Source organism: Terriglobia bacterium (assembly GCA_020073495.1).
Classification (GTDB): domain Bacteria; phylum Acidobacteriota; class Terriglobia; order Terriglobales; family Acidobacteriaceae; genus JAIQFD01.
The window spans coordinates 403,470-424,722 of the sequence record JAIQFD010000004.1 but is presented as its reverse complement, the minus strand read 5'-3'; the positions used below and the strand labels follow the sequence as shown (position 1 = coordinate 424,722).

The following is a 21,253-nucleotide window of genomic DNA, read 5'->3' as shown; positions in this document are numbered from 1 at the left end:
AGACTAATGACTGCCACACGACAACCTGCGGCTGAACCCGGGGCCTCAACCGCACCCGAGCCGCGCCCGTCCAATTTCCTCCGCGACATCATCGTCGAAGATCTCAAGGCCAAGAAGTTCGGCGACGCGGTGGTGCAGACGCGCTTCCCTCCCGAGCCCAACGGATACCTGCACATCGGGCACGCCAAGGCCATCTGCCTCGACTTCGGACTGGCGGACGAATTCGGCGGCCGCACCAACCTGCGCTTCGACGACACCAACCCGGAGAAGGAAGAGACCGAGTACGTCGATTCCATCATGGCGGACGTCAAGTGGCTGGGCTTCGAGTGGGACGGCCTGTACTACGCCTCCGACTACTTCGATCAGCTCTATGAATGGGCGGTGCAGCTCGTCAAGGCGGGCAAGGCGTACGTGGACGATCTCTCCGCAGACGAGACGCGCGTCTATCGTGGCACGCTGACCGAGCCGGGAAAGAACAGCCCCTATCGCGACCGCTCAGTAGACGAGAACCTCGACCTGTTCGAACGCATGCGCAAAGGCGAATTCCCCGACGGCGCCAAGGTGCTGCGGGCGAAGATCGACATGAACTCGCCCAACATCAACATGCGCGACCCCGTGATGTACCGCATCCTGCAAGCCGAGCACCATCGCACCGGCGACAAGTGGTGCATCTACCCGATGTACGACTACGCGCACGGGCAATCGGACTCGCTGGAGCGGGTCACGCATTCCATGTGCACGCTGGAGTTCGCCGACCACCAGCCGCTCTACCGCTGGTACATCGAGAACCTCGGCATCTTCCCCTCACAGCAGATCGAGTTCGACCGGCTCAACCTGACGTACACGCTGCTCAGCAAGCGCAAGCTGCTGCAACTGGTCAACGAGAAGCGGGTCAACGGCTGGGACGACCCGCGGATGCCCACGCTTTGCGGCATCCGGCGCCGCGGCTACACCGCCGAGGCGATCCGCAACTTCGTTACGTCCGCCGGCGTCTCGCGCACCAACGGCACCACCGACATCGCCATGCTGGAGCACTTCGTGCGCGAGGACCTGAACAAGCGCGCGCCGCGTACCATGGCCGTGCTGCGGCCGCTGAAGCTGGTCATCGACAACTATCCCGAAGGCCAGGTCGAGGAGATGGAGGCGGTCAACAATCCCGAGGATGCGAATGCCGGAACGCGCAAAGTCCAGTTTTCGAAGGTGCTGTACATCGAGCAAGACGATTTCCGCGAAGAGCCGCCCAAGGGATACTTCCGCCTGTCTCCGGGACGCGAGGTGCGTCTGCGCTACGGCTACTTCGTCACCTGCACCAGCGTGGTGAAGGATGCGGCGGGCGAGGTGGTCGAGGTTCACTGCACCTACGATCCCGCGACGCGCGGCGGCAACAATCCCCCGGACGGACGCAAGGTGAAAGCGACAATCCACTGGGTCTCCGCCCAGCACGCCATCGACGCCGAGGCGCGGCTCTACGACAAGCTGTTCAGCAAGCCCGATCCCAACCAGGTCGAAGCAGGACAGGAGTTCACAGCGAACCTGAACCCGGATTCGCTGGAGATCCTCACCGCCTGCAAGCTGGAGCCCAGCTTGGCCAGCGCGAAACCCGGCGCACGCTACCAGTTCGAGCGCCTGGGCTACTTCTGTGTGGATCCGGACTCCGCGCCCGGACGGCTGGTCTTTAACCGCACCATCACGCTGAAAGACACCTGGGCGAAGATCGAGAAGCGCGGCTGAGCTACTTCACGCCTTCGATGATGTACAAGTCTCCCACCGACTTGGTGTAGGTGTAGGCATAGGCAGCGCCATCGCGCGCGATGGCAGGTGGGTACACCGACTTGATGCCCGTCAGATCCGACGGTGCGAGGGCCTTCCACAGCCGCCGCTGGCCGCTGACCGGGTCTAAGATGAATACCTTGCGCGGGAGAGCGTCCGGACCGGAGCTGGGCGTGACATACAGCGACTTCCCGTCTGACGTCCAGGCGAAGGCCCATTCCTTGCTGTCGATGCCTTTGATGGGACGCATCTCGCCGCCCTCGAGCGCCCAGAGCGCCTGATTACCGTCCGCCGTCAGCACTGCCGCGACCTTTCCGTCGGGAGAGAGCACCGTCCCGCGCGTGCCCTCTGGAGTGACGGCTCTTGCCTGTCCAGTGTCGACATCCAGCAGGTAATTCCTGGGACCGTGCCCGGCCTCGATTCCGACGAACAGCACACGCTTGCCGTCGGGGAGCCAGACGGGGTCGCCATGATCATCCATCCTGTCGTGGGTGATGTCGCGTGGCTCTCCCGCTCCCGCCGGGATCAAACGCAACGGCTGACCGCTACCAGGCAGGGTGCTGAGCACCCACTTTCCATCCGGGGAGACCTTGATGGCTTCTCCTTCGCTCAGCCGCACGGCCGGTGAGCCGTCTGTAGCGCGCAGGTAGATCAGGTAATTGGATCCTCCCGCATCTCCCTGCTCGTCGAGAAGGATGGTCTTGCCGTCGGGGGTTATGTCCTGGACGATGCTGAAGTTGAACCACGCCAGTTCCCGCTCGCGAGTCTCGCCAGGCGCGAGTCCGAGCACACCCAAGCGAGGCTTCTCCGACCGCACCAGGAGCTGGCCTTTGCTATTGAGGTCCTCGACCAGCAGGTTGGCGGGAGCGGAGATCAACAGGCGCTGCTTGCCTGACAACGTCACCGCGTACAGCTGTCGGCTGATGCCGGCGCGGCTTGCAGCGAACCATATCTCGTCGCCGTGCCACACCAGTCCCTGTACGCTCGCCCACTCGCTCGAGAGCGTGGTTTTGTGGCCTTTGAGATCGGTGACCGCGACTTCTCCGCGATCGTCCCCTTGAGGGGCGGGGTGGTCCATGAAGGCGATCCGGTCGCCGCTGGGCGAGATCTTCGGGTGGCTGAGCCATCCTTTTGTCTCATACAGCGTTGTTCCCACGGGGTACTCCAGACGGTAGGCGCCGGTGGCCGGGATGTAGCGGACGATGGCCAGTTGGCTGCCGTCCGGCGAGAACTCGGCAAACTGAACGTTCTCCAGCACCGCACGTGGTGCACCGCCGCTCAGTGGAACGCGCGCCAGAGTGCCGAAGTTGGCTTGGCCGGAGATGAGCACGGGGTGGAGCAGCACCGCCAGCTCGCCGTTCTTCGAGACCGCGAGCACCTCTGCGTCAGGGATGCCAAGCGAGCGCTCCCCGGGGCTTCCCTGACGGCCCACATACAGCTCCCGCTGCTTCCCATCCCACGCGGCGGAGTAGACCATGTCGCCGTCGGGCGTGAAGCGAGCATCCCCCATCCAGCCCAGGCGGAAGGTCACCGGATGGAAGCTGGGCGGAGTCGTGCGCATAGCCCCCTTTCCCATGGCGATCCCCAATGCCAGCGCGATCGCGACGGCGATCACCGCCGCTACCATCCGCACCTTTACCCGCGGGCCCAGGTCCACCTTCGCCGCAGCGCCGCTGGAGCTGCCTACTCCGGTCAGCGCATCGAGCGCAAACGCGATGTCATGCGCCGACTGGAAGCGCTCCTCGGGGTTCTTCTCCAGGCAGTGGCGGACGATCCGCTCCAGTCCCGGCGGCAGGTTGCGGTTGGTCTCGGTAAGGTCCGGCGGGTCTTCCTTGAGGATGGCGCTCATCGTGTCCGCGGCGGTGTCGCTGTGGAAGGCGCGCTTGCCGGAGATCATCTCGTACAGCACCGCGCCCAGCGCGAAGATATCCGTGCGCTGGTCCACGGGTTTGCCGCGCACCTGCTCCGGCGACATGTAGCCGGCCGTACCCATCACCGTGCCGGGCGAGGTGTCCACCGGGCGGCTGTGCGTCACCGTCGCCGCCGCTGCGGCTGCAGCTCCCTCCTGCTTGGCCAGCCCAAAATCGAGGATCTTCACCCGCCCATCGCGGGTGATGAAGATGTTCTCCGGCTTGATATCGCGATGGGTGATGCCCTTCTCGTGAGCAGCGGAAAGGCCGCGGCAGATCTGCAACGCGTAGTCCACGGCCTTGCGGACCGGCAACGCGCCGCTGGCGAGGCGCTCCCGAAGCGTGTCCCCCTCCAACAACTCGGTGACGATGTAGCGCGTGCCGTCGAGGGCGCCGGTGTCGTGGATGGAAAGGATGTTGGGATGATTCAGGGCGGCGATGGAGCGCGCTTCCTGCTCGAAGCGCCGCAGGCGGTCTTCGTCGGCCGCCACCGCGTCGGGCAGGACTTTGACCGCGACGGTGCGGTCGAGCCGCGAATCCCGGGCGCGGTACACCTCGCCCATCCCCCCGCTGCCTGCAATACCCTGGACTTCGTACGGCCCCAGCTTCGTCCCCACTGCGATCGGCATGGTGGCGCGCATTATATAGTGCGAGTCGCCCGCCGGCCGGGCGATTGCGTTGACCTAAGCGCCCGCAGCCGCCGGCTTCACCTCTGAGGTGCAGTGTGCGCACTTCACCGCCTTAATGGGGATTTGCGACAGGCATAACGGGCACTCGCGCGTCGTCGGCGCCGCCGCCGGTTGCCGCTTCAGGCGGTTCACCTGCCGCACCAGCAGGAAGATGGCGAACGCCACGATCACGAAGTTGAACACGTGGTTGACGAACATCCCGTAGTTGATCGTGGGCGCGCCCGCGGCCTTGGCGGCTGCCAGCGTGTCGAAGTGCCGCCCCGTCAGGCTGAAGAACAGGTTGGAGAAATCCACCTTCCCCAGCAGTAGCCCCAGCGGCGGCATCAGGATGTCCTCGACGAACGAGGTCACGATCCGCCCGAAGGCCACCCCGAGGATGATCCCGATGGCCATATCGAGCACGTTGCCGCGCAGCGCGAATTCCTTGAACTCTTTCATCATTTTCGGTCCTCCTGGTTTGAACAGCTGGGCCGGACTGGCCATATGAGGGAGGTAATCAGTCGGCCACGGGTCGGGCATTGCCGTCTCCTTCAGCGCCCCGGGGTGCCTATAATTGTTGCCACCAGGGACGGCGGGCGCATCCTGCTCTCCCGCCGGATTGGATGTCAAGGATACAGAACACATGAAACGTGTGACTGGTCTGGGCGGTGTTTTCTTCAAGGCGCGCGATCCGGAGAAGCTCTACGCCTGGTACGAGCGCCATCTCGGACTCAAGCGGCGCCGCAAGCAGGGCGCCGTGGTCTTCGGCTGGCGGGATGCGAAGAGCGGTGACGTCGGCATGACCCTGTGGTCCCTCTTCCCCAACTACACGGAGTACTTCGAACCCAGCCACGCGCCCTTCATGCTCAATTACCGCGTCGCCGACCTGCGCGCCCTGGTGAAGACCCTGCGCGCCGAGGGCATCCCCGTGGCCAAGGTCCGGGAGTACCCCTACGGCCGCTTCGCCTGGATCATGGACCCGGAGGGAAACCGGATCGAGCTCTGGGAGCCGCCGAAGACGAAGCCGAAGAAGAGATCCACCAAGCGCAAGTAAGGAGGAAGCATGGGGAGAGCGGTGGGAATGATCGGGATCCTGATTGCCCTGGGGGTCGGCGCCTACCTCTACACCCATCAGGGTGGCGGGCCGGAGCAGGGAGCCGGTGTCACCAGAACCACGATCGACATCGCCGGGGTGAAGAGCGACCTGCTGGTGCTGGCCAACGCCGAACGTGGTCAGTTGGCCCTGGAGGGCAAGTACGCCACCCTGGACGAACTGGTCTCGAAGGGTTCCATCAGCAGGTCGCGCACCAGCCGCCCACCGTACACCTACAGCGCCGAGGTCAGTGGCGGCACGAGCTTCCGCATCGTCGCCACCTACAACGGGCCGCCCGACACCGGCGCCCCCAGGCGCATCAGCATCGACGAGACCATGCAGATCAAGACGGAGTGAGAACGCGCCGGCCGCTGGTTCCTACTGTGGATGAGTGCCTTTTGGTTTGCTCGGCCGAGGGGCCGACAGCGACGACTTCTGGATATTCACATCGAACTCCACCGGCAACTGTCTGGGCGGGTAGCAGGCCCGGTTGTCGCAGGCCTGGTATTTCAAGGTCCCATGCACGCGGTACTTGCCGGGGACCGCGGTCCGCGCGGCGCTGACTACGGCGGTGATGACGAACCGTCCCGCGTACACACTCAACGTCTCCGTGGGTGCGAAAGCAAAGTTCGCATCGACCCCGGGCGGATACCGGATCTGTCCGATGGCCGTATCACTGGGCGGCGAGAGCAGCAGTTGGGTGGGGATCAGCAGCTCGGACTTGGGCGTGTTGGAATTGATGTGGAAGGTGGGGCTCACACGAAACTCGAGCGCCACTTTGCTCGAGTGTCCCGCCGAGACCCTCACCGGGGCGGTCGGGCCGAGGAAAACGACATGCTCGGGCACTCCCGTGATGTCCGGCGCGGCCGCTGCGGCCAGCGCCGTCATGCACCACGCCAGCACTCCGATGACTGCTCGCTTCATCGCCCCTGGCTGCCGGCATTGGCCACCGCCGGGCTCTCGGCCAGCGCCTTCTTGATGTTGTCTTCGATCTCGGAGTGGCTCACCAGGCCGCTCACCGCGGCCACGATCTTCCCGTCGCGCCCGATATAGAACGTGGTCGGCAAGCCCTCCACGCCGCCGTAGGAATCACCGACCCGCTCGTTGCCCAGCAGCACGATGTAATTCAGGTTCATGCGGTGGGCGAACTCGCCGATCTTGGCTGACTCTTTGTCGGCATCGTCGTCCATGGCCACGCCGATCACCTGCAACCCCTGCGTGCCGTACTGTTTTTGCAGGTCCACGAACCACGGCATCTCGATCTTGCACGGCGGGCACCAGGTTGCCCAGAAATTCAGCAGCACCGCCTTGCCGCGGTAATCCGAAAGCCGGACCGTCTTGCCCTCCGTGCTCTTCAGTTCGAAGTCCGGGGCCATGGAACCCCGCGGGTTGCGGCCCGACATCAGTTGCCCGGAGTCGCCACGGTTCTGCGCCGCGCGGCGCCCCACCACCAGCATCAGCGTGACCGTGAAGATCACGATCAGAAGAATGAAGATGTTACGTTTCAATCTGAGCCCATCCTTAGAGTGCGAATCGATTGAGGAACGCGAGATAGCCCGACAGCATGGTGAAATGCCGCGTCAGGATCAGCGCCCCGATGGCGATCAGCAGCACGCCGCTGACCACCTCCACCGTGTGCAAGTGCCGCCGGAAGCGGCCGTAGAATGCCAGGAACCGGTCGACCCCCAGCGAGGTCAGCAGGAAGGGCACCGCCAGCCCCGCCGAGTAGATGGCCAGCAGCAGCACGCCCTGCATCACCTTCTCCTCCGACGCCGCAAAGGTCAGGATCACGGTCAGGATCGGCCCGATGCAAGGCGTCCACCCGAACGCGAAGGCGAAGCCGACGGCAAAGGCGCCCCACGGCGTGCCTCCCCCCTTCACCGCGTGCATGCGCTTGTCCGCATACAGCGCCGTGATCTTGAAAATGCCGGTCAGGTGCAGCCCGAAAATGATGATGATGATCCCGGCCAGGTAGGTCAGGTAGCGCTTGTACTGCTGCATGACCTGACCGAGGCCCGTCGCCGCCGCTCCCAGCACGATAAACACCAGCGAAAACCCCAGGATGAACATCACGGAGTGCAGCATCACGGTCCGCAGGGTTTTCGCATCGGTCTCCTTGAGCTCCTCGACCCCTACCCCGGAGATCAGCGACACGTAGCCCGGCACCAGCGGTAACACGCACGGCGAAAGGAACGACAGCAGCCCGGCTATGAACGCTGCTATGGGAAGTGGAAGACTGGACATGAACTCTTAATTGTACCTGCTGGGGCTCCGCTAGGAATACGTCGGCGGCCGATCCGGCGGGTGACGCCCTATCTGTAAAGATGCACTTTGAGCCGAATCGTTACCAGAATCTCGCCGGGCGGGTGGTTCCCGAATCGGCCGTCGCGGCTTCTATCCTCTTGACAGTAAGGTCGTCCGGCAGGCTAAAATCGCGCTTTCGCCTGCAAGGGCGATTTGCTTTTTCTGAGGTATAGATCCTTGTTATTCCTGGCGTTCTGGATCGCGCGCAAACTCGGGCTTGGATCCCTTTTACGGCGCCTGCTCGATGTCCTGGGCTTGGCCGGCGAACCGGTGTACCTCAATCTACGCTGATCAGCGGCTGCGCCTGCGCAACCACTTCTCCGATCTCCGCGGCTTCCACGCCCTGGTGGCGTAGTTTGTCCAGCAAACCCTTGCAGTCGCCCGCCGCCACCGAGATCAGCAGCCCGCCCGACGTCTGCGGATCGTGGAGGATAGTCCTGCGCTCGTCGCTGACCCCGCCGGCATACCCCACCAAACACTCCGCGAACTCGCGGTTGGCCTTCAGCCCGCCCGGCACGAACCCCGCGCGCACGCACTCCAGCGCCCCGGTGAGCAGCGGTACCGCCGAGGAATGGATGCGCAAGCCGACGCCGCTGCCCAGCGCCATCTCGCGCGCGTGCCCGATCAGCCCGAACCCAGTGATGTCGGTCATGGCGTGCACCCCGGCGTAGCTCTCGCGCACCACATCCGCCGCAACCCGGTTCAGCGTGATCATGGAACGGGTGGCCGCTTCCACCCACCCCGGCTCCGCTTTCCCGCGCTTGATGGCGGTCGAGATCACGCCCGTTCCTAGCGCCTTGGTCAGGATCAGCTCGTCGCCGGCCTCCGCACCCGAGTTGGTCAGGACGCGCTGCGGGTGGATCGTCCCCGTCACCGCGTAACCGAACTTGATCTCCTCATCGCGGATGCTGTGCCCGCCGATCACCGTGCACTGGGCTTCGACCATCTTCGACAGGCCGCCTGCCAGGATCTGCTCCAGCACCGCCACGTCGCCCTTCTCCGGGAAGCACACCATGGCCAACGCGCTCATGGGCCGGCCTCCCATCGCGTAAACGTCGCTCAGCGCATTCACCGCGGCGATCTGCCCGAAGGTGTACGGATCGTCCACGATGGGGGTGAAGAAATCCACCGTCTGCACCAGCGCCGTGTCTTCGTCGAGTTGATACACCCCGGCGTCGTCGGCTTTGTCGAAGCCGACCAGCACCCGCTCGTCCTGTTGCCGGGCTAATTTCCCAAGCACCGCGTCCAGCACCGCCGGACTCAGCTTGGACGCTCAACCCGCCGCCTTCACCGCTTCCGTCAGGCGGACCGTTTTCACGTCTGTCATGGAATGGATTCTATCGGAATCTGGCCATCGAGCCAGGTCCGCTGGCCGGATGGCACGATCTGACTTCTTACTTGGTCGCCACCCTCACCCATTTTAGCTGCGGGTACTCGTGGTTCCAGTCGTTCGAGATGTGTTCGAAGGTGAGCCGGAAATCGATGGTCTTGCCCGGCTGGAGCGGCGCCATGTGGAGATCGAACATCTCCGCCGTGCCCGTGACCGAGTGGGGCTGCAAGGCGCGCACCGGCATTGCCTCTTTCTGCACCACCTCGCCCAGCGAGTTCCGGAAGGTGACTTCCAGGACGGCATCTGCCACCGCTTTGTCGCCGGTGTTGCTGATCTTGCCCTCGAGATAGCTCACGGTCCCGCCGACGAAGTTCTCCGCCGCGCTCATCTTCACCTCGGAGACCTGGAGCTTGGCGGCGTAGGGATCGACGGTTGCCGTTCCCGCGGGCTTGGAGCGGCTCAACAGCACCAGCGCCCCCACCACGATGGCCATGATCGCAATCCCGACGCCGATCGCCACCCACGCGGTTTCGCTCTCTTGCTCCGGCTTCGTTTGCAGCGGTTCCAGCTCCGCCATGGCCACGATTTTACTCCTGGCCCAAACGCAACCCGGCCATCAGCATCTCCGGAGACTTCGCCCGGTGACCCGATGGCCGGAGGACCCGATCTGTTACTCGCCCGCGACCGTCAGTCCGTCCAGGCGGAGGGTGGGCGCCGCTACCGAGCCGCGGAATTCCAGGTCGCTGCCGATCTCGCTGATGTTCCTCAGCATGTCTTTCAGGTTCCCCGCGACGGTGATCTCCTCCACTGGGTACGCCAGCTCGCCATTGACGATCCAGAGCCCGCTTGCGCCGCGCGAGAAGTCGCCGGTCACCAGGTTCACCCCGAATCCCAGAAACTCGGTCACGTACAGCCCGTCCTTGATCTCCCCGATGATCTGCTTGGCGGTCTTCGTCCCCGGCTGGAGAAAGAGATTCCCCACGCCGATGCCCGGGTTCCCTGCCAGGCCGCGCGATGCGTTGCCGGTGGTCTTGAGCCCGAGCTTCTTCGCCGTGTAGGTGTTCAGCAGATACGACTTGAGCACCCCGCGGTCGATCACGGTGGTGCGCTGGGTGGGAACACCTTCTCCGTCGAAGGGGCTGGTGCCGAAGCCGCCGCGCATGGTGCCGTCGTCGACCACGGTGACGTTCTCGCCCGCCACTTGTTCGCCCAGCTTGCCCGCCAGGAACGAAGCCTGCCGGTAGATCGAGTCGCCGTTCACGCCTTCGAAGATATTTTCCAGGATGGACCGGGATACCTGCTGATCGAGCACGATGGGCACTTTCGCCGTCTTCACCTTGCGTGCGCCCAGCCGCCGCACCGTGCGTTCGGCGGCGATGCGGCCGACCTCTTCCGGCGATCCCAGTCGCCCCAGGCTGCGCGCTACCGAGTACCAGTAGTCGCGCTGCATCGCGCCGTCCTCGTCCTGCGCTACCGGCACCGCCGCCACCGAGCAGTACGACCGCGAGTACTCGCCCACGAACCCCAGCGAGTTCGCCAGCACCTTGTGTCCGGTCGCCGCGTCGAATGAGCCGCCCTCGGAATTCTTGATGCGCGCGTCGGCCTTCATCGCCGCTTCTTCCGCCCGCCGCGCGTACGCGATCCGCTCTTCGCCCGGAAGCGAATAGACGTCTTCGTAGTAGAGGTCGAGATCGCCTGCGATCTGTCCCAACTGCTCGCGCTCCGGCAACCCGGCGTGCGGATCTTCCGAGGTGATCCTGGCCAGCTCCAGCGCGCCCTTGATGAGCGTGTCGAGGCCCTGCGGCGTGAAATCGCTGGTGTGGGTGGATGCCGCGCGCTGTCCGAAAAACACGCGCAGGCCCATGGCCTTCGCGCCCGACTCTTTCAGCGTCTCCACCTGCCCGAGCCGCACGACGGTCGAGAACTCCGAGCCTTCGCGCACCACGCACTCGGCCGAGGTCGCGCCGCCCTGCATCGCCCGCCGCACCACGTCCTGCGCCAGCTCGCGCAGATCTGTTTCGAGTTTCGAGTTTCTCGTTTCTAGTCCGGTCGTTCCCATGAATTCGCTTTGCTGGTGTCATCCTGAGCGAGGTGCGGCTGTCCTTGCCGCACCGAGTCGAAGGACCTCTATCTGTTCCAGCGATCCGCGTGAATCCGCGGCGATGGATCTATTCTTCTCCCGTCCCGCCCACCGTCAGCCGGTCCACCTTGATAGTCGGGATGCCCACGCCCACCGGCACCGATTGTCCGTCCTTGCCGCACGTCCCGATGCCTTCGTCGAGCTGCAGATCGTTCCCGACCATGGACACCTTTGTGAGCACATCGGGCCCATTGCCGATCAGCGTGCAATTCTTCAGCGGCGCGGTGACCTGGCCGTCCTCGATCATGTAGGCCTCGGAGGCCGAGAACACGAACTTGCCGTTGGTGATGTCCACCTGGCCCCCGCCGAAGTTCACCGCGAATACACCCTTCTTCACCGAGCGGAGGATGTCCTGGGGATCGTCCTGGCCCGCCAGCATGTAGGTGTTGGTCATGCGCGGCATGGGGATGTGCTCGTAGCTCTCGCGGCGCCCGTTGCCCGTGTCGTGGATGCCCATCAGCCGCGCCGACAGCTTGTCGCTCATGTAGCCCTTCAGAATGCCTTTCTCGATCAGCACCGTGTTTTGCGTCGGCATGCCCTCGTCGTCCACGTTCAGCGAGCCGCGACGCGACGGCATGGTGCCGTTGTCTACCACGGTGCACTTCTCGCTAGCCACGCGTTTCCCGATCAGCCCCGCGAACGCCGACGTCTTCTTGCGGTTGAAATCGGCTTCCAGGCCGTGTCCGATGGCCTCGTGCAGCAGGATTCCCGGCCAACCGGGGCCGAGCACCACTTCCATCTCGCCCGCCGGCGCCGGACGCGCGTCGAGCTGGATGATGGCCTGCCGGGCCGCTTCCTTCGCAAAGTGCTCCGGCGTCTTTTCCGTCAGGAAGCAGTCGAAATTGACGCGCCCGCCGCCACCCGACGAGCCCCGGGCGGAATTCCCATCGGACTTGGCGATGCAGAACACGCTCATGCGCGACAGTGGCTGCGTGTCCTCGGCGAAGCTGCCGTCGGAGCCGCAGACCAGGATGCGCCGGATCTCGTCCGCGTAGCCGGCCCGCACCTGGAAGATGCGCGGATCGTAGGCCCTCGCCGCGCGGTCCGCGCGCATTACCAGCTCCAGCTTCTGCGCCATCTCCGCATCCACGGTCGGCGTCACCGAGTACAGATTCCGAGCTTCGCCGCGCTTGAAGCCGACCACCGGCTCCTTGGCCGGCCCGCTGGCGATCAGCGCCGCGGTGCGCGCCGCGTGCACGATCCGCTCCGGCGACAGGTCGTCGGTGTAGGCGTATCCCGTGCGCTCCCCGGAGATGACGCGCACGCCTGCGCCCGCGGAGATCCCCTGGCTGGCCGATTTCACCAGCGACTCGTCCACCGAAATGGATGTGGAGAAAAGGTATTCGAAGTAGATGTCGGCGTAATCTCCGCCGGCCGAAAGCGCCGCCCCCAGGTACTTCTCAAGGTCGCGCTCCGTCACACCGTACTTTTGAAAGAAGGATTGCGTCTGTGTCATGGGCCTCAGGATTGGATGCGAAGGCCGCCGTTTCGACCCACCTTCGCAACCAATCGCTCGATTATTTCACAGACCAGAGATCATGTGGCCCGGACGCCCTCGGCTGAACTGGAACAATTACTTGCAGGTGTCATCCTGAGCGAGGCCGCTCCGCGGCCGAGTCGAAGGACCCCTAACCCTTCCGAGGTACTCGTCTCCGCAAACTCAGCTCTTACAGCGTTATAATCCTCCCGCCATGACGCCCGACGCGCTTACGCGCACCCTGCAGGGCTTCCTGGCGGAAGCTCGCGACGCGGTCGTGCTCGAATCCGGCGAGCACCTCTTCGACCTCTCCTCCGCGCGCTTCTCCGTCTCCGACGACCACGGCCGCTGCGTCCTCCATCTCTGGTCCGAGGAGCGCAACATCGTGCGCCGCGTGCTGGACGCCGAGATAAAGCACGACGTCCTCCATCTCTCTGTCCAGCGCTTCGGCCAGACCAAGCCCGCCAAGCTCGAGATCTGCCGCGACCGCGACCGGCGCACGCCCTCCGCCCGCAAGCACTCCCGCGACGCTTACCAGAGCTTGCTTCGCCGCGTGTTGGAGCGCAGCTTCCCCGGCTGGACCATCGAGCGCATGTCCTCCGCCGCCGACCTCGAGCGCAGCTTCGGCCCCATCTACACGCGAGGCGTGATCGCGCGCGGCAACACCATGTTCGCCGTCCTCGGCGTCAATGCACAAGAGACCCAGCCCTCGATCGACGCCGCCTTGACCTTCGCCCTGCTCTGGCTCGACGACTGCCGTAACACCGCCCGAGGCCTGGTCGAGGGCGTGAAGCTCTTTCTGCCGCCGGGCACGACCGCGGTGACCCGCGCCCGCCTTGCCCACCTGGACCACGCCGCGGCCAAGTTCCAGCTCTATGAGCTCGACGAGCGCGACCTCTCGGCCAGCGAGGTCGATCCCGCCGACCTCGGCAACATCGCCACCCGCCTAGGCCATTGCCCCGACCACGACGCCACGCTCCGCCGCTTCGACGCCTCTGTGCAGCGTGTCCGCAACCTTTCACCCGATTGCGAGGTCGCCGTACTGTCGGCCAGCGAAGTCTGCTTCCGCCTGCGCGGCCTGGAATTCGCCCGCGCTCGCCTTGCCCCCGAGGCCGGCTCGTTCCGCACCGCCGAGCAACTGGTGTTCGGCGTCGCCGGCTGCGAGACCGCGGTCACCGACGCCAACCTCCAGGACTTCAGCAACTTCGCCAACACCATCGAAGAGACCCGCCGCCCCGGCGGCCCGCGCGACAATCCCATCTTCCGCGTGCAGTCGGAGCGTTGGCTCGAATCGCTGGTGCTACGCGACATCACCGTCATCGACCCGCAGCTCGACCCGCTCTTCGTCTATTCCCAGGTGCCGGCCTTCTCCGCCTCCGACCGCGCCATGATCGACGTGCTGGCCACCACCCGCGACCGCCGCCTCGCCGTGGTCGAGTTGAAGGCCGACGAGGACATCCACCTCCCGCTGCAAGGCCTCGACTACTGGGCGCGCGTCCTCTGGCACCACCAGCGCGGCGAGTTCCAGCGGTTCGGGTATTTCGCGGGCGCGGAACTCAGCTCAGCAGCGCCGCTGCTCTTCCTGGTCGCGCCCGCACTGCATGTCCACCCAGCGACCGACACGCTCCTGCACTACCTGTCACCGCAGATCGACTACAGCCTGCTCGGCATCCACGAGAACTGGCGCGAGGAGCTGCGCGTCATCTTCCGCAAGCGCCCGCCCGCCCGCGCCCACGCCATCCCTGCCTGAAACTTTCAGGTAGGAGCGGGTCTTCGACCCGCCCACCTCTTACGCCTGCGCCGGCGCCGTCACGAACCACCGCTTCCACATCCAGCGCACCACCTTCCATCCGATCAGGGACCCGAACACGATGGTCCCGCACCAGGCCAGCACCACCGGCAGGTACAGCGCCAGAGCGATCATCGTGTTGGCGTAGTCGGCCAGCGCCTGCGCGCCGTCCAGGAACGACTCTCTCGCCTGCTTCACCGGATGCCATTGCAGCGCGCGCTCGACCGGCGTGGCCACCGTCCGGATCGACAGCGAGATGGTCGCCATCTCCACCTGGTGCGACAGCAGGTTGATCTGCCCCTGCATGCGCTCGATGCGCCCGCGCACCTCGGCCAGCCGCTCGGCGACCGTGACCGTGTCCTTGATCGTCCCCGACCGGCGCATGATGTCAAGGTATTGCGCTTCTTCCGCGTGGGCATTGCGCAGCTGCGACTCGATGTCCACGTACTGCGCCGTGACGTCCGCCGCGTTGACCTGTTCGCTGTTCACCCGTTTGGCGGAGCCCGCTAGCGAGGCGCGGGCGTCGTCGAAGTTCTCCGCCGGCACCCGCAGGGTCAGCGTGGCGCCCGTCGAGCCGGATACGCGCGACTGCTCCACGTACCCGCCGAACTTCCGCGCCACCTCGACCGCTTGCGACACCGCCTTCGCCACGTCCGCGACCTCCAGGTCCATGGTCGCCGTCTTGGCGATCTTTCGCAGATCTTGGATCGTTTTCGCGCCGCCCACCGCATAGCGCGCGTCTTTCGTCGCCAGTGCGCCCCCCGAGGCGTACGCCGCCTCTTGCTCAGCCATCATTTCCGGCCCACCCGCTCGCGCAAACTGCGCCGCCTGGTTGGCCGCCATCCGCGACCGCAGCAGGTTTGGCGTGGCGATCGCCGCCAGGATCATCACGACCAGCAACCCGAATAGCGTCCACAGGATCACCGGCCCGAATCGCTTCACGTTGACTTGCACTCTTGGCGTATTGACTTGCTCCGAGTTCATCGCTCCTCCTCATCCGGTCTCCCGCTGTCGGGGATCAGCTGGACAGAGAACGCCGGAACTCCTCGGCCTTGCAGCCGGGCTGCACCCTGGGAGGGCACAAGGTTGGGGAGAAGAAACTGGAAAACCGGCAACTGCTTGGTGGGAGGGTACGACTTCAGGCGGGGATGAGTTCTTTATACCACTTCTTCTCCGTGTTCTCCGTGACTCTGTGGTGGATTTTTCCTAAGGCACGATGATGCTCGATCCCTGCGGCGCTGCCACCCCGGGTTCTTTCTCCGGGAAGCGCTCCAAAACAAATTCCAGGAACGCCCGTGATTTCGGCCTCCCCGACGTTTTCCCATGCGCCATGCGTACCACGAACACCAGCGCCCGCAGGACCTCGGAGTCGCGCAGCGAGTTGTACCCCAGGTGTTTCTGCTCCATCTCCCGATATTCGCGGACCATCGTCTCCATCTCGTCCGCCATGCGCTGCTGCACGATGTTGGCGGTCGCGTTCTCGTACACCAGCCCCGATCCGACCAGCGTCTCGTACTTCTTCGCCAAAGCGGTCACGGCGGCGATGGCGTCGCGGTCGTTGAGGCTACGCTCTGCCCGCGCCGTCTTGGCGATGGCGTACGTCATCCCCACCACCAGCGGCTCGCGCTCGTACACGAACGCCTGCTTCACTTCGACCTTGGGGAACAGCGCGTCGCGCTCGGCCTCGCTCAGCTCCCGCGGCTTCTCGTGCTTGCGCGCCTCTTGCAGGTAGGGGCACGTGCTGGGGCAGTCGAGCGTCACCTCGCGCTCCGTCCCGCAGCACACCGGGCAGATCTTGCCGTGCACCGCCGGGCAGAACCGTTTCTCTTTCCTCGTGTCACAGATCGCGCAACTCAATGGCACAACTCCATGAATCTTGTGACGTCATCCTGAGCGAGCGCCGCGTCTCGCGGCGCGAGTCGAAGGACCCCTGCCTCGCTTGGGAGACATCCCCTTTGCCCTCAGACTACCAGCTTCGCCGAGTATTTCGCGATCCCGCCGGATTGCCCTATCCGCTGTGCAAACTCCCACCTGTTGAAAACCCGCATAAAATCTGCCTGAAACGTGCTTTTTTTCCGGGCGCTGTGGTATAAGGGTTCCCGAGTTACCCCGTAGCACTCGTTTGACACTCTGAAGGAGGAGTTCCAAATGGCTTCTGGCATGACCAAGACTCAGCTTGTCCGCCACCTGGCCGGCGAGCTCGAGACGAACAACAAGACCGCGGCCGCGTTCCTCGAGGCGCTGGCCAATACCGCCATCAAAGAGACGAAGAAGAGCGGCGTGTTCGTCATCCCCGGCCTCGGACGCCTGGTGAAGTCGAACCGCAAAGCCCGCATCGGCCGCAACCCCCAGACGGGCGAGCCCATCAAGATCCCGGCCAAGACCGTTGTGAAGTTCCGCGTGGCCAAGGCCGTGAAGGACACCATCGCTCCCAAGAAGTAACAGCGCTTTCCGCTGTTCCAAAGCCGGCATCCCTGCCGGCTTTCTTTGTTCGGAAATGCGGGCGGTTCCCGCAACAACTGCCCCCTTCAGGGGTTACGGCTAAGGGAGAGGGCCGTTGCCTGCTGGCGGCCACGCCCCCAGCATCTATACTTATGCGGCACCTTATTGTGAGAAAGGAAATGTGATGAAGCTCCGATTTGCTCTCGTCGCCGTTTTGTTTGCCTGTTCGTCGCTTGGCTTTGCCCAGGCCGGTTCGTCCGGCCAGCAGCCCCCGCCTCCGCCCCCCGGCCCCGGCGCCAGCGGCCAGACGGGCGCTCCCGGCGGCCGCTCCATGATGCGCTCCCAGCGCCGCGACCACATGCAGCACATGAGGCAGCAGCACATGGAGGCCATGAAGGCCGACCTCGACAAGCTCAAAGCCTCCCTCGATAAGATGAAGGCCAGCATCGCCAGCGAGAAGAATCAGGCCGAGAGGGACCGCTGGCAGGCCAATATTGACGCTTGGGAAGTGATCCTCGGCCACATGAGCCACATGATGGATGCCATGCAGCACCACGGCCCGGGCCATGGCAAAGGCATGGGCATGGGCCGCGGTAAGGGCCCCGGGTCCGGCATGGGTTCCGGGATGGAAGGCTATCCTCCGCCACCTCCCGGCCAGGCGCCTCCGCCCCCTCCGAAGCCGTAAGTTTTCCTTAACGAATTTCTAGCCCGCTCGCCCCCGAGCGGGCTTTATTGTCTGGTGTGGGACAGCAGCCTCACTCAGCCGACACTAAGCTGGGAGGTGTCATTCTGAGCGAGGCCGCTTTGCGGCCGAGTCGAAGGACCGCTACCCGTCCGCAAAAACAAGTAGGCCGGGCGTCCCCGCCCGGCCTTCCTTCACACGAATCTCTGTCCTCTTCTCAGATCCTCATCGGCATGATGATGTAGCGGTACTTGTAGTCGTCCCCGTTCTCGTTGGGACGCATCTGCCCTGCCGACTGCGGGTCTTTGAACTCCAGCCGCACCTCGCCCGTGGTCGAGGCTTTCAGGAAGTCGAGCAGGTATTGCGAGTTGAACCCGATAGTCAGCGCCTCGGCCTGGTAGGTGGTCTCGATCGAGTCTTCCGACTCGCCTGTCTCCGTGGACGACGACGAGATCTTGATCTCATTATTGTCCAGCCGTAGCCGGATGGCTCCCGAGCGTTCGTCTGCGAACTGGGCCACGCGCTGGATGGCCGAGGCGATGTCCTCGCACTTTACGGTCACGATCTTGTTGTTGTCCCGCGGCAGCACCGCCTCATAGTTGGGGAACTGCCCGGTCAGTTGCCGCGAGGTCAGCACCCGCCCGCCCACACGGAAGAACAGCGTGGACTCGTCGCGCGCAAATTCCACCATTTCCGCTTCGCCCTGATCCAGCAGCATCTTGAGCTCACTCATCGCCTTCTTGGGGATGAGGATCTTCATCTCGCCGCCGCTCACGCCTTCGATCTTGGCGTGGCTGTTCTCGATGTGCGCCAGCCGGTGCCCGTCGGTCGCCACCATGGTCACCGACTCCGGCTTCAGCACCATCAGCGCCCCGTTCAGCGTGTACCGCGACTCTTCGTTCGAGATGGCGAAGATGGTCTTCGCGATCATGGTTCGCAGCACATCCACCGGGATCTTGATCACCCCGGCCGCCGGAAAGGCCGCGATTGACGGGAAATTCGCCCGCGCCATGCCCACCATCTTCGTATTGGATCGCCCCGAGCGGATCTGCACCCAGTGGTTCTCCAACAGTTTGATGGTGATCTCCCCGTCCGGCAGCAGCTTCACATAGTCATAGAGTTTGCGGGCTGGGATCGTGCACGCGCCGTCCTTCTTCACTTTCGCCGCGCACGACGTTCGCAATGACAGGTCCAGGTCCGTCGCCGTGATGGAGAGCCTGTCCCCCGCCGCCTCGAAAAGGAAGTTCGACAGGATCGGGATCGTGGTCTTTCTCTCCACCACGCCCTGCGTCGCCGTCAGTTCCTTGAGCAGATCGGACTTGTTGACGCTGATCTCCATATGACTCTTCCCTTTAGGACTATTACGAACTTCCTTATACCAAATCAAAATCACTAAAAACAGCAGTAATCATAGGCGCTCAGGAAATGTGGGAATCGCTGCCCAAACCGCCACACGTGCGTCTCTGAAGCGATTTCCGTGGTGCTTTCCTAGCCTGCCGGCGGTGGGCTGGAGTGTATTGCCGGGACCGAACCTGGATTCTGACTTCTTCCTGCACAGCTTCCACAGCCTGTCCACACCATGCTCGTAGGAATAGGTGGCCGCACCGTGGAAATCGAGCGCCAAACCGCGCCTAACCACTCAACGTCTCGGTCAATTTATTGAGCAGCCTGTTCAAATCCTTGTCCGACTTGCGTACTTCCTCGATCTTGTCGATGGAGTGCATCACGGTCGTGTGGTGCTTGCCGCCGAACTGCCTTCCGATCTCCGGCAGCGACGCTTCCGTCAGGTGCTTGGCCAGGTACATGGCGATCTGCCGCGGGTACACGATGGCCCGCGAGTTGTTCTTCGCCTTGATCTCCGCCACCCGCAAGCCGAACTGCTCGGCCACCACCTTCTGGATCTGGTCGATTGTGACCTTGCGTTGCTGCGCGTCGATGAAGTTCTTCAGCACCTGCTGCGCGTTCAGCAGGTTCACCTCGGCGCCGGTCAGCGAAGCGTACGCGATCAGCCGGATCAGCGCTCCTTCCAGCTCGCGCACGTTCGAGCGGATGTTGGAGGCGATGAACAGCGCCACGTCGCTCGGCACCGTCACGTGCTCCGACTCGGACTTCTTTTGCAGGATGGCGACCTTCGTTTCCAGGTCGGGTGGCTGGATGTCGGCGATCAGCCCCCACTCGAAGCGCGAGCGCAGCCGGTCTTCGATCTCCGCCAGCTCCTTCGGCGGGCGGTCGCTGGCGATCACCACCTGCTTCTGCGATTCGTGCAGGGTGTTGAAGGTGTGGAAGAACTCCTCCTGGGTGCGCTCCTTCTGCGCCAGGAACTGGATGTCGTCCACCAGCAGCACGTCGATGTTGTTGCGGTACTTGTCGCGGAACGAGGTCATCTTGTCGTAGCGCAACGAGTTGATCATCTCGTTGGTGAACTTCTCCGCCGACAGGTACAAGACCTGCGACTGGGGCTGGCGTTTCTTGACCTCGTGCCCGATGGCCTGCATCAGGTGCGTTTTGCCCATGCCCACGCCCCCGTACAGGAAGAGCGGGTTGTAGGCCTTGGCCGGACGCTCCGCCACCGCCAGCGCGGCCGCGTGCGCGAACTGGTTGCTGGAGCCGATGACGAACCCCTCGAAGGTGTACCGCGGGTTGAGCTGCGCCGCCGAATCCCAGTCGAACTTCGCCTGGGGTCCCCCCCGCGCGCCCGCCGTCGCCGGCGCCGACTGCGTCCCGACCGCGGCGAACCCCCCGTCATGCCGCACCGGCGTCGCCGTGGGGTCCTCCTCGGCGGTGACGAACTTCACCTCGTCGAACTCCAGCTTCAGCACGTCCATCGCTTCGTGGATCAGGTCCGCGTATTTCTCTCCCACGTGCCGGAACTCCGGCGTGGGCACGCGGATGAACAGCACGCTGCCCTGCGCGTGGCTGTATCGCGTGGGTTTCAGCCAGGTGTCGTAAGAGTGCCGATTGATCTTTTTTTCCAGGGCCCCAAGGATTCGCATCCAGGGATTCGCGGCTGCGGTAGCGGTCGAGGAGAGGGACATTGATCTATTCAAAAAGTCGCCATCGTACCGATGGCCGGGATCATGACGAAAAATATCTTCCCCGCCGGCGCGATCCTTTCTCGCGCGGGTCAGGCCGGAATTCTTATCAGGCTATGCCCGTGACGAATGCCACGGAGCTGGTGCAGAGTCAACAAACGATTTGCGTTACGGCCGAACCGCATACTAGCACGAATATTTTTTTGCGTGTGCAATTCTTCCCGCGGCCTTCTCAGGTGATGTGGCAGGAAACGCGCACTTCGATTTCGTGTCAAGTAGTTAGTCAGTTAATGTCGCGCGCATGGTGCAACTTCTTCGAGCGGTCTTCCCCGACGCAACACCTCCCGCATCCTGTCTGCTGCTTCCTGCTGCGCGTTTGCCGCCCTCCTCCCCTTCATTTATACTTACCGTTTGGTCACCCCCGAAATTTCATCTTAGGAGCGCACTGTTTTCAATGCCCAAGCGGACATTCCAGCCCAACCGCCGTCGTCGCTCGAAGACGCACGGATTTCGCAGCCGCATGAAGACCAAGAGCGGCCGCGCTGTGCTCTCGCGCCGCCGTGCCAAGGGACGCAAGCGCGTCTCCGTGAAGCCTGGCTTCCGCGAGTAATCGCCT

General features: G+C 64.1%; 20 protein-coding genes. 7 read left to right on the top strand and 13 right to left on the bottom strand.

Annotation, left to right across the window (positions count from 1 at the left end; all coding sequences use genetic code 11):
• Window positions 1-6: 6 nt before the first annotated feature.
• Window positions 7-1,731: a glutamine--tRNA ligase/YqeY domain fusion protein gene (locus LAN37_12290; protein ID MBZ5647990.1), complete on the top strand. Its 1,725-nt coding sequence runs from the start codon at window positions 7-9 to the stop codon at window positions 1,729-1,731.
• A 1-nt stretch (window position 1,732) separates the two neighbouring features.
• Here the strand turns inward: LAN37_12290 and LAN37_12285 are convergent, their stop codons facing one another.
• Window positions 1,733-4,309: a protein kinase gene (locus LAN37_12285; GenBank protein ID MBZ5647989.1), complete on the bottom strand. Its 2,577-nt coding sequence runs from the start codon at window positions 4,307-4,309 to the stop codon at window positions 1,733-1,735.
• Between the two features lie 54 nt (window positions 4,310-4,363).
• On the bottom strand, window positions 4,364-4,810 hold the full coding sequence (gene mscL / locus LAN37_12280; protein MBZ5647988.1) for a large-conductance mechanosensitive channel protein MscL: 447 nt from the start codon (window positions 4,808-4,810) through the stop codon (window positions 4,364-4,366).
• A 181-nt stretch (window positions 4,811-4,991) separates the two neighbouring features.
• Between mscL and LAN37_12275 the strand changes: the two genes are divergently transcribed.
• Window positions 4,992-5,402, top strand: a complete 411-nt coding sequence (locus LAN37_12275) for a VOC family protein (protein ID MBZ5647987.1) — start codon at window positions 4,992-4,994, stop codon at window positions 5,400-5,402.
• Window positions 5,403-5,411: 9 nt separating this feature from the next.
• Window positions 5,412-5,798, top strand: coding sequence for a hypothetical protein (locus LAN37_12270; protein ID MBZ5647986.1), 387 nt, complete (start codon window positions 5,412-5,414; stop codon window positions 5,796-5,798).
• Between the two features lie 21 nt (window positions 5,799-5,819).
• Here the strand turns inward: LAN37_12270 and LAN37_12265 are convergent, their stop codons facing one another.
• The 7 genes from LAN37_12265 to tldD all read right to left on the bottom strand — a co-directional run bounded on the left by LAN37_12265 (window position 5,820) and on the right by tldD (window position 12,671).
• On the bottom strand, window positions 5,820-6,365 hold the full coding sequence (locus tag LAN37_12265) for a disulfide bond formation protein DsbC (protein MBZ5647985.1): 546 nt from the start codon (window positions 6,363-6,365) through the stop codon (window positions 5,820-5,822).
• Entirely contained in the window at window positions 6,362-6,949 is a 588-nt protein-coding gene (locus tag LAN37_12260; GenBank protein ID MBZ5647984.1) for a TlpA family protein disulfide reductase, read from the bottom strand. The genes LAN37_12265 and LAN37_12260 overlap by 4 nt, the downstream gene beginning before the upstream one ends.
• Window positions 6,950-6,962: 13 nt before the next feature.
• A complete protein-coding gene (locus tag LAN37_12255) occupies window positions 6,963-7,685 on the bottom strand; it encodes a cytochrome c biogenesis protein CcdA (protein MBZ5647983.1) in 723 nt (240 codons plus the stop codon).
• Window positions 7,686-8,022: 337 nt separating this feature from the next.
• Window positions 8,023-9,072 (bottom strand): selenide, water dikinase SelD, encoded by a 1,050-nt coding sequence (gene selD / locus LAN37_12250; protein ID MBZ5647982.1) that lies wholly within the window; start codon window positions 9,070-9,072, stop codon window positions 8,023-8,025.
• A 67-nt stretch (window positions 9,073-9,139) separates the two neighbouring features.
• On the bottom strand, window positions 9,140-9,652 hold the full coding sequence (locus tag LAN37_12245; protein ID MBZ5647981.1) for a DUF2393 domain-containing protein: 513 nt from the start codon (window positions 9,650-9,652) through the stop codon (window positions 9,140-9,142).
• A 93-nt stretch (window positions 9,653-9,745) separates the two neighbouring features.
• On the bottom strand, window positions 9,746-11,134 hold the full coding sequence (locus tag LAN37_12240; protein ID MBZ5647980.1) for a TldD/PmbA family protein: 1,389 nt from the start codon (window positions 11,132-11,134) through the stop codon (window positions 9,746-9,748).
• Window positions 11,135-11,243: 109 nt separating this feature from the next.
• Entirely contained in the window at window positions 11,244-12,671 is a 1,428-nt protein-coding gene (gene tldD, locus LAN37_12235) for a metalloprotease TldD (GenBank protein ID MBZ5647979.1), read from the bottom strand.
• A 235-nt stretch (window positions 12,672-12,906) separates the two neighbouring features.
• Here tldD and LAN37_12230 point away from each other — a divergent pair, with 235 nt between their 5' ends.
• Window positions 12,907-14,442 carry a hypothetical protein gene (locus LAN37_12230; GenBank protein ID MBZ5647978.1) on the top strand — a complete coding sequence of 512 codons (1,536 nt, stop codon included), beginning with the start codon at window positions 12,907-12,909 and terminating at the stop codon, window positions 14,440-14,442.
• A 39-nt stretch (window positions 14,443-14,481) separates the two neighbouring features.
• Here the strand turns inward: LAN37_12230 and LAN37_12225 are convergent, their stop codons facing one another.
• Together LAN37_12225 and LAN37_12220 are read right to left on the bottom strand one after the other, a co-directional pair.
• Entirely contained in the window at window positions 14,482-15,465 is a 984-nt protein-coding gene (locus LAN37_12225) for a DUF4349 domain-containing protein (protein MBZ5647977.1), read from the bottom strand.
• A 222-nt stretch (window positions 15,466-15,687) separates the two neighbouring features.
• Entirely contained in the window at window positions 15,688-16,338 is a 651-nt protein-coding gene (locus LAN37_12220; protein ID MBZ5647976.1) for a hypothetical protein, read from the bottom strand.
• A gap of 291 nt (window positions 16,339-16,629) precedes the next feature.
• Between LAN37_12220 and LAN37_12215 the strand changes: the two genes are divergently transcribed.
• Together LAN37_12215 and LAN37_12210 are read left to right on the top strand one after the other, a co-directional pair.
• Complete coding sequence (locus tag LAN37_12215; GenBank protein MBZ5647975.1) at window positions 16,630-16,923, top strand: HU family DNA-binding protein; 294 nt, start codon at window positions 16,630-16,632, stop codon at window positions 16,921-16,923.
• A 184-nt stretch (window positions 16,924-17,107) separates the two neighbouring features.
• A complete protein-coding gene (locus tag LAN37_12210) occupies window positions 17,108-17,608 on the top strand; it encodes a hypothetical protein (protein ID MBZ5647974.1) in 501 nt (166 codons plus the stop codon).
• A 214-nt stretch (window positions 17,609-17,822) separates the two neighbouring features.
• On the opposite strand, the gene dnaN is transcribed toward LAN37_12210, so the two are convergent.
• Window positions 17,823-18,944 (bottom strand): DNA polymerase III subunit beta, encoded by a 1,122-nt coding sequence (gene dnaN, locus LAN37_12205; GenBank protein ID MBZ5647973.1) that lies wholly within the window; start codon window positions 18,942-18,944, stop codon window positions 17,823-17,825.
• A 292-nt stretch (window positions 18,945-19,236) separates the two neighbouring features.
• Complete coding sequence (dnaA, locus tag LAN37_12200) at window positions 19,237-20,640, bottom strand: chromosomal replication initiator protein DnaA (protein ID MBZ5647972.1); 1,404 nt, start codon at window positions 20,638-20,640, stop codon at window positions 19,237-19,239.
• A 451-nt stretch (window positions 20,641-21,091) separates the two neighbouring features.
• On the opposite strand from dnaA, the gene rpmH reads away from it, so the two are divergent.
• Window positions 21,092-21,247 (top strand): 50S ribosomal protein L34, encoded by a 156-nt coding sequence (rpmH, locus tag LAN37_12195; GenBank protein MBZ5647971.1) that lies wholly within the window; start codon window positions 21,092-21,094, stop codon window positions 21,245-21,247.
• Window positions 21,248-21,253 lie beyond the last annotated feature (6 nt).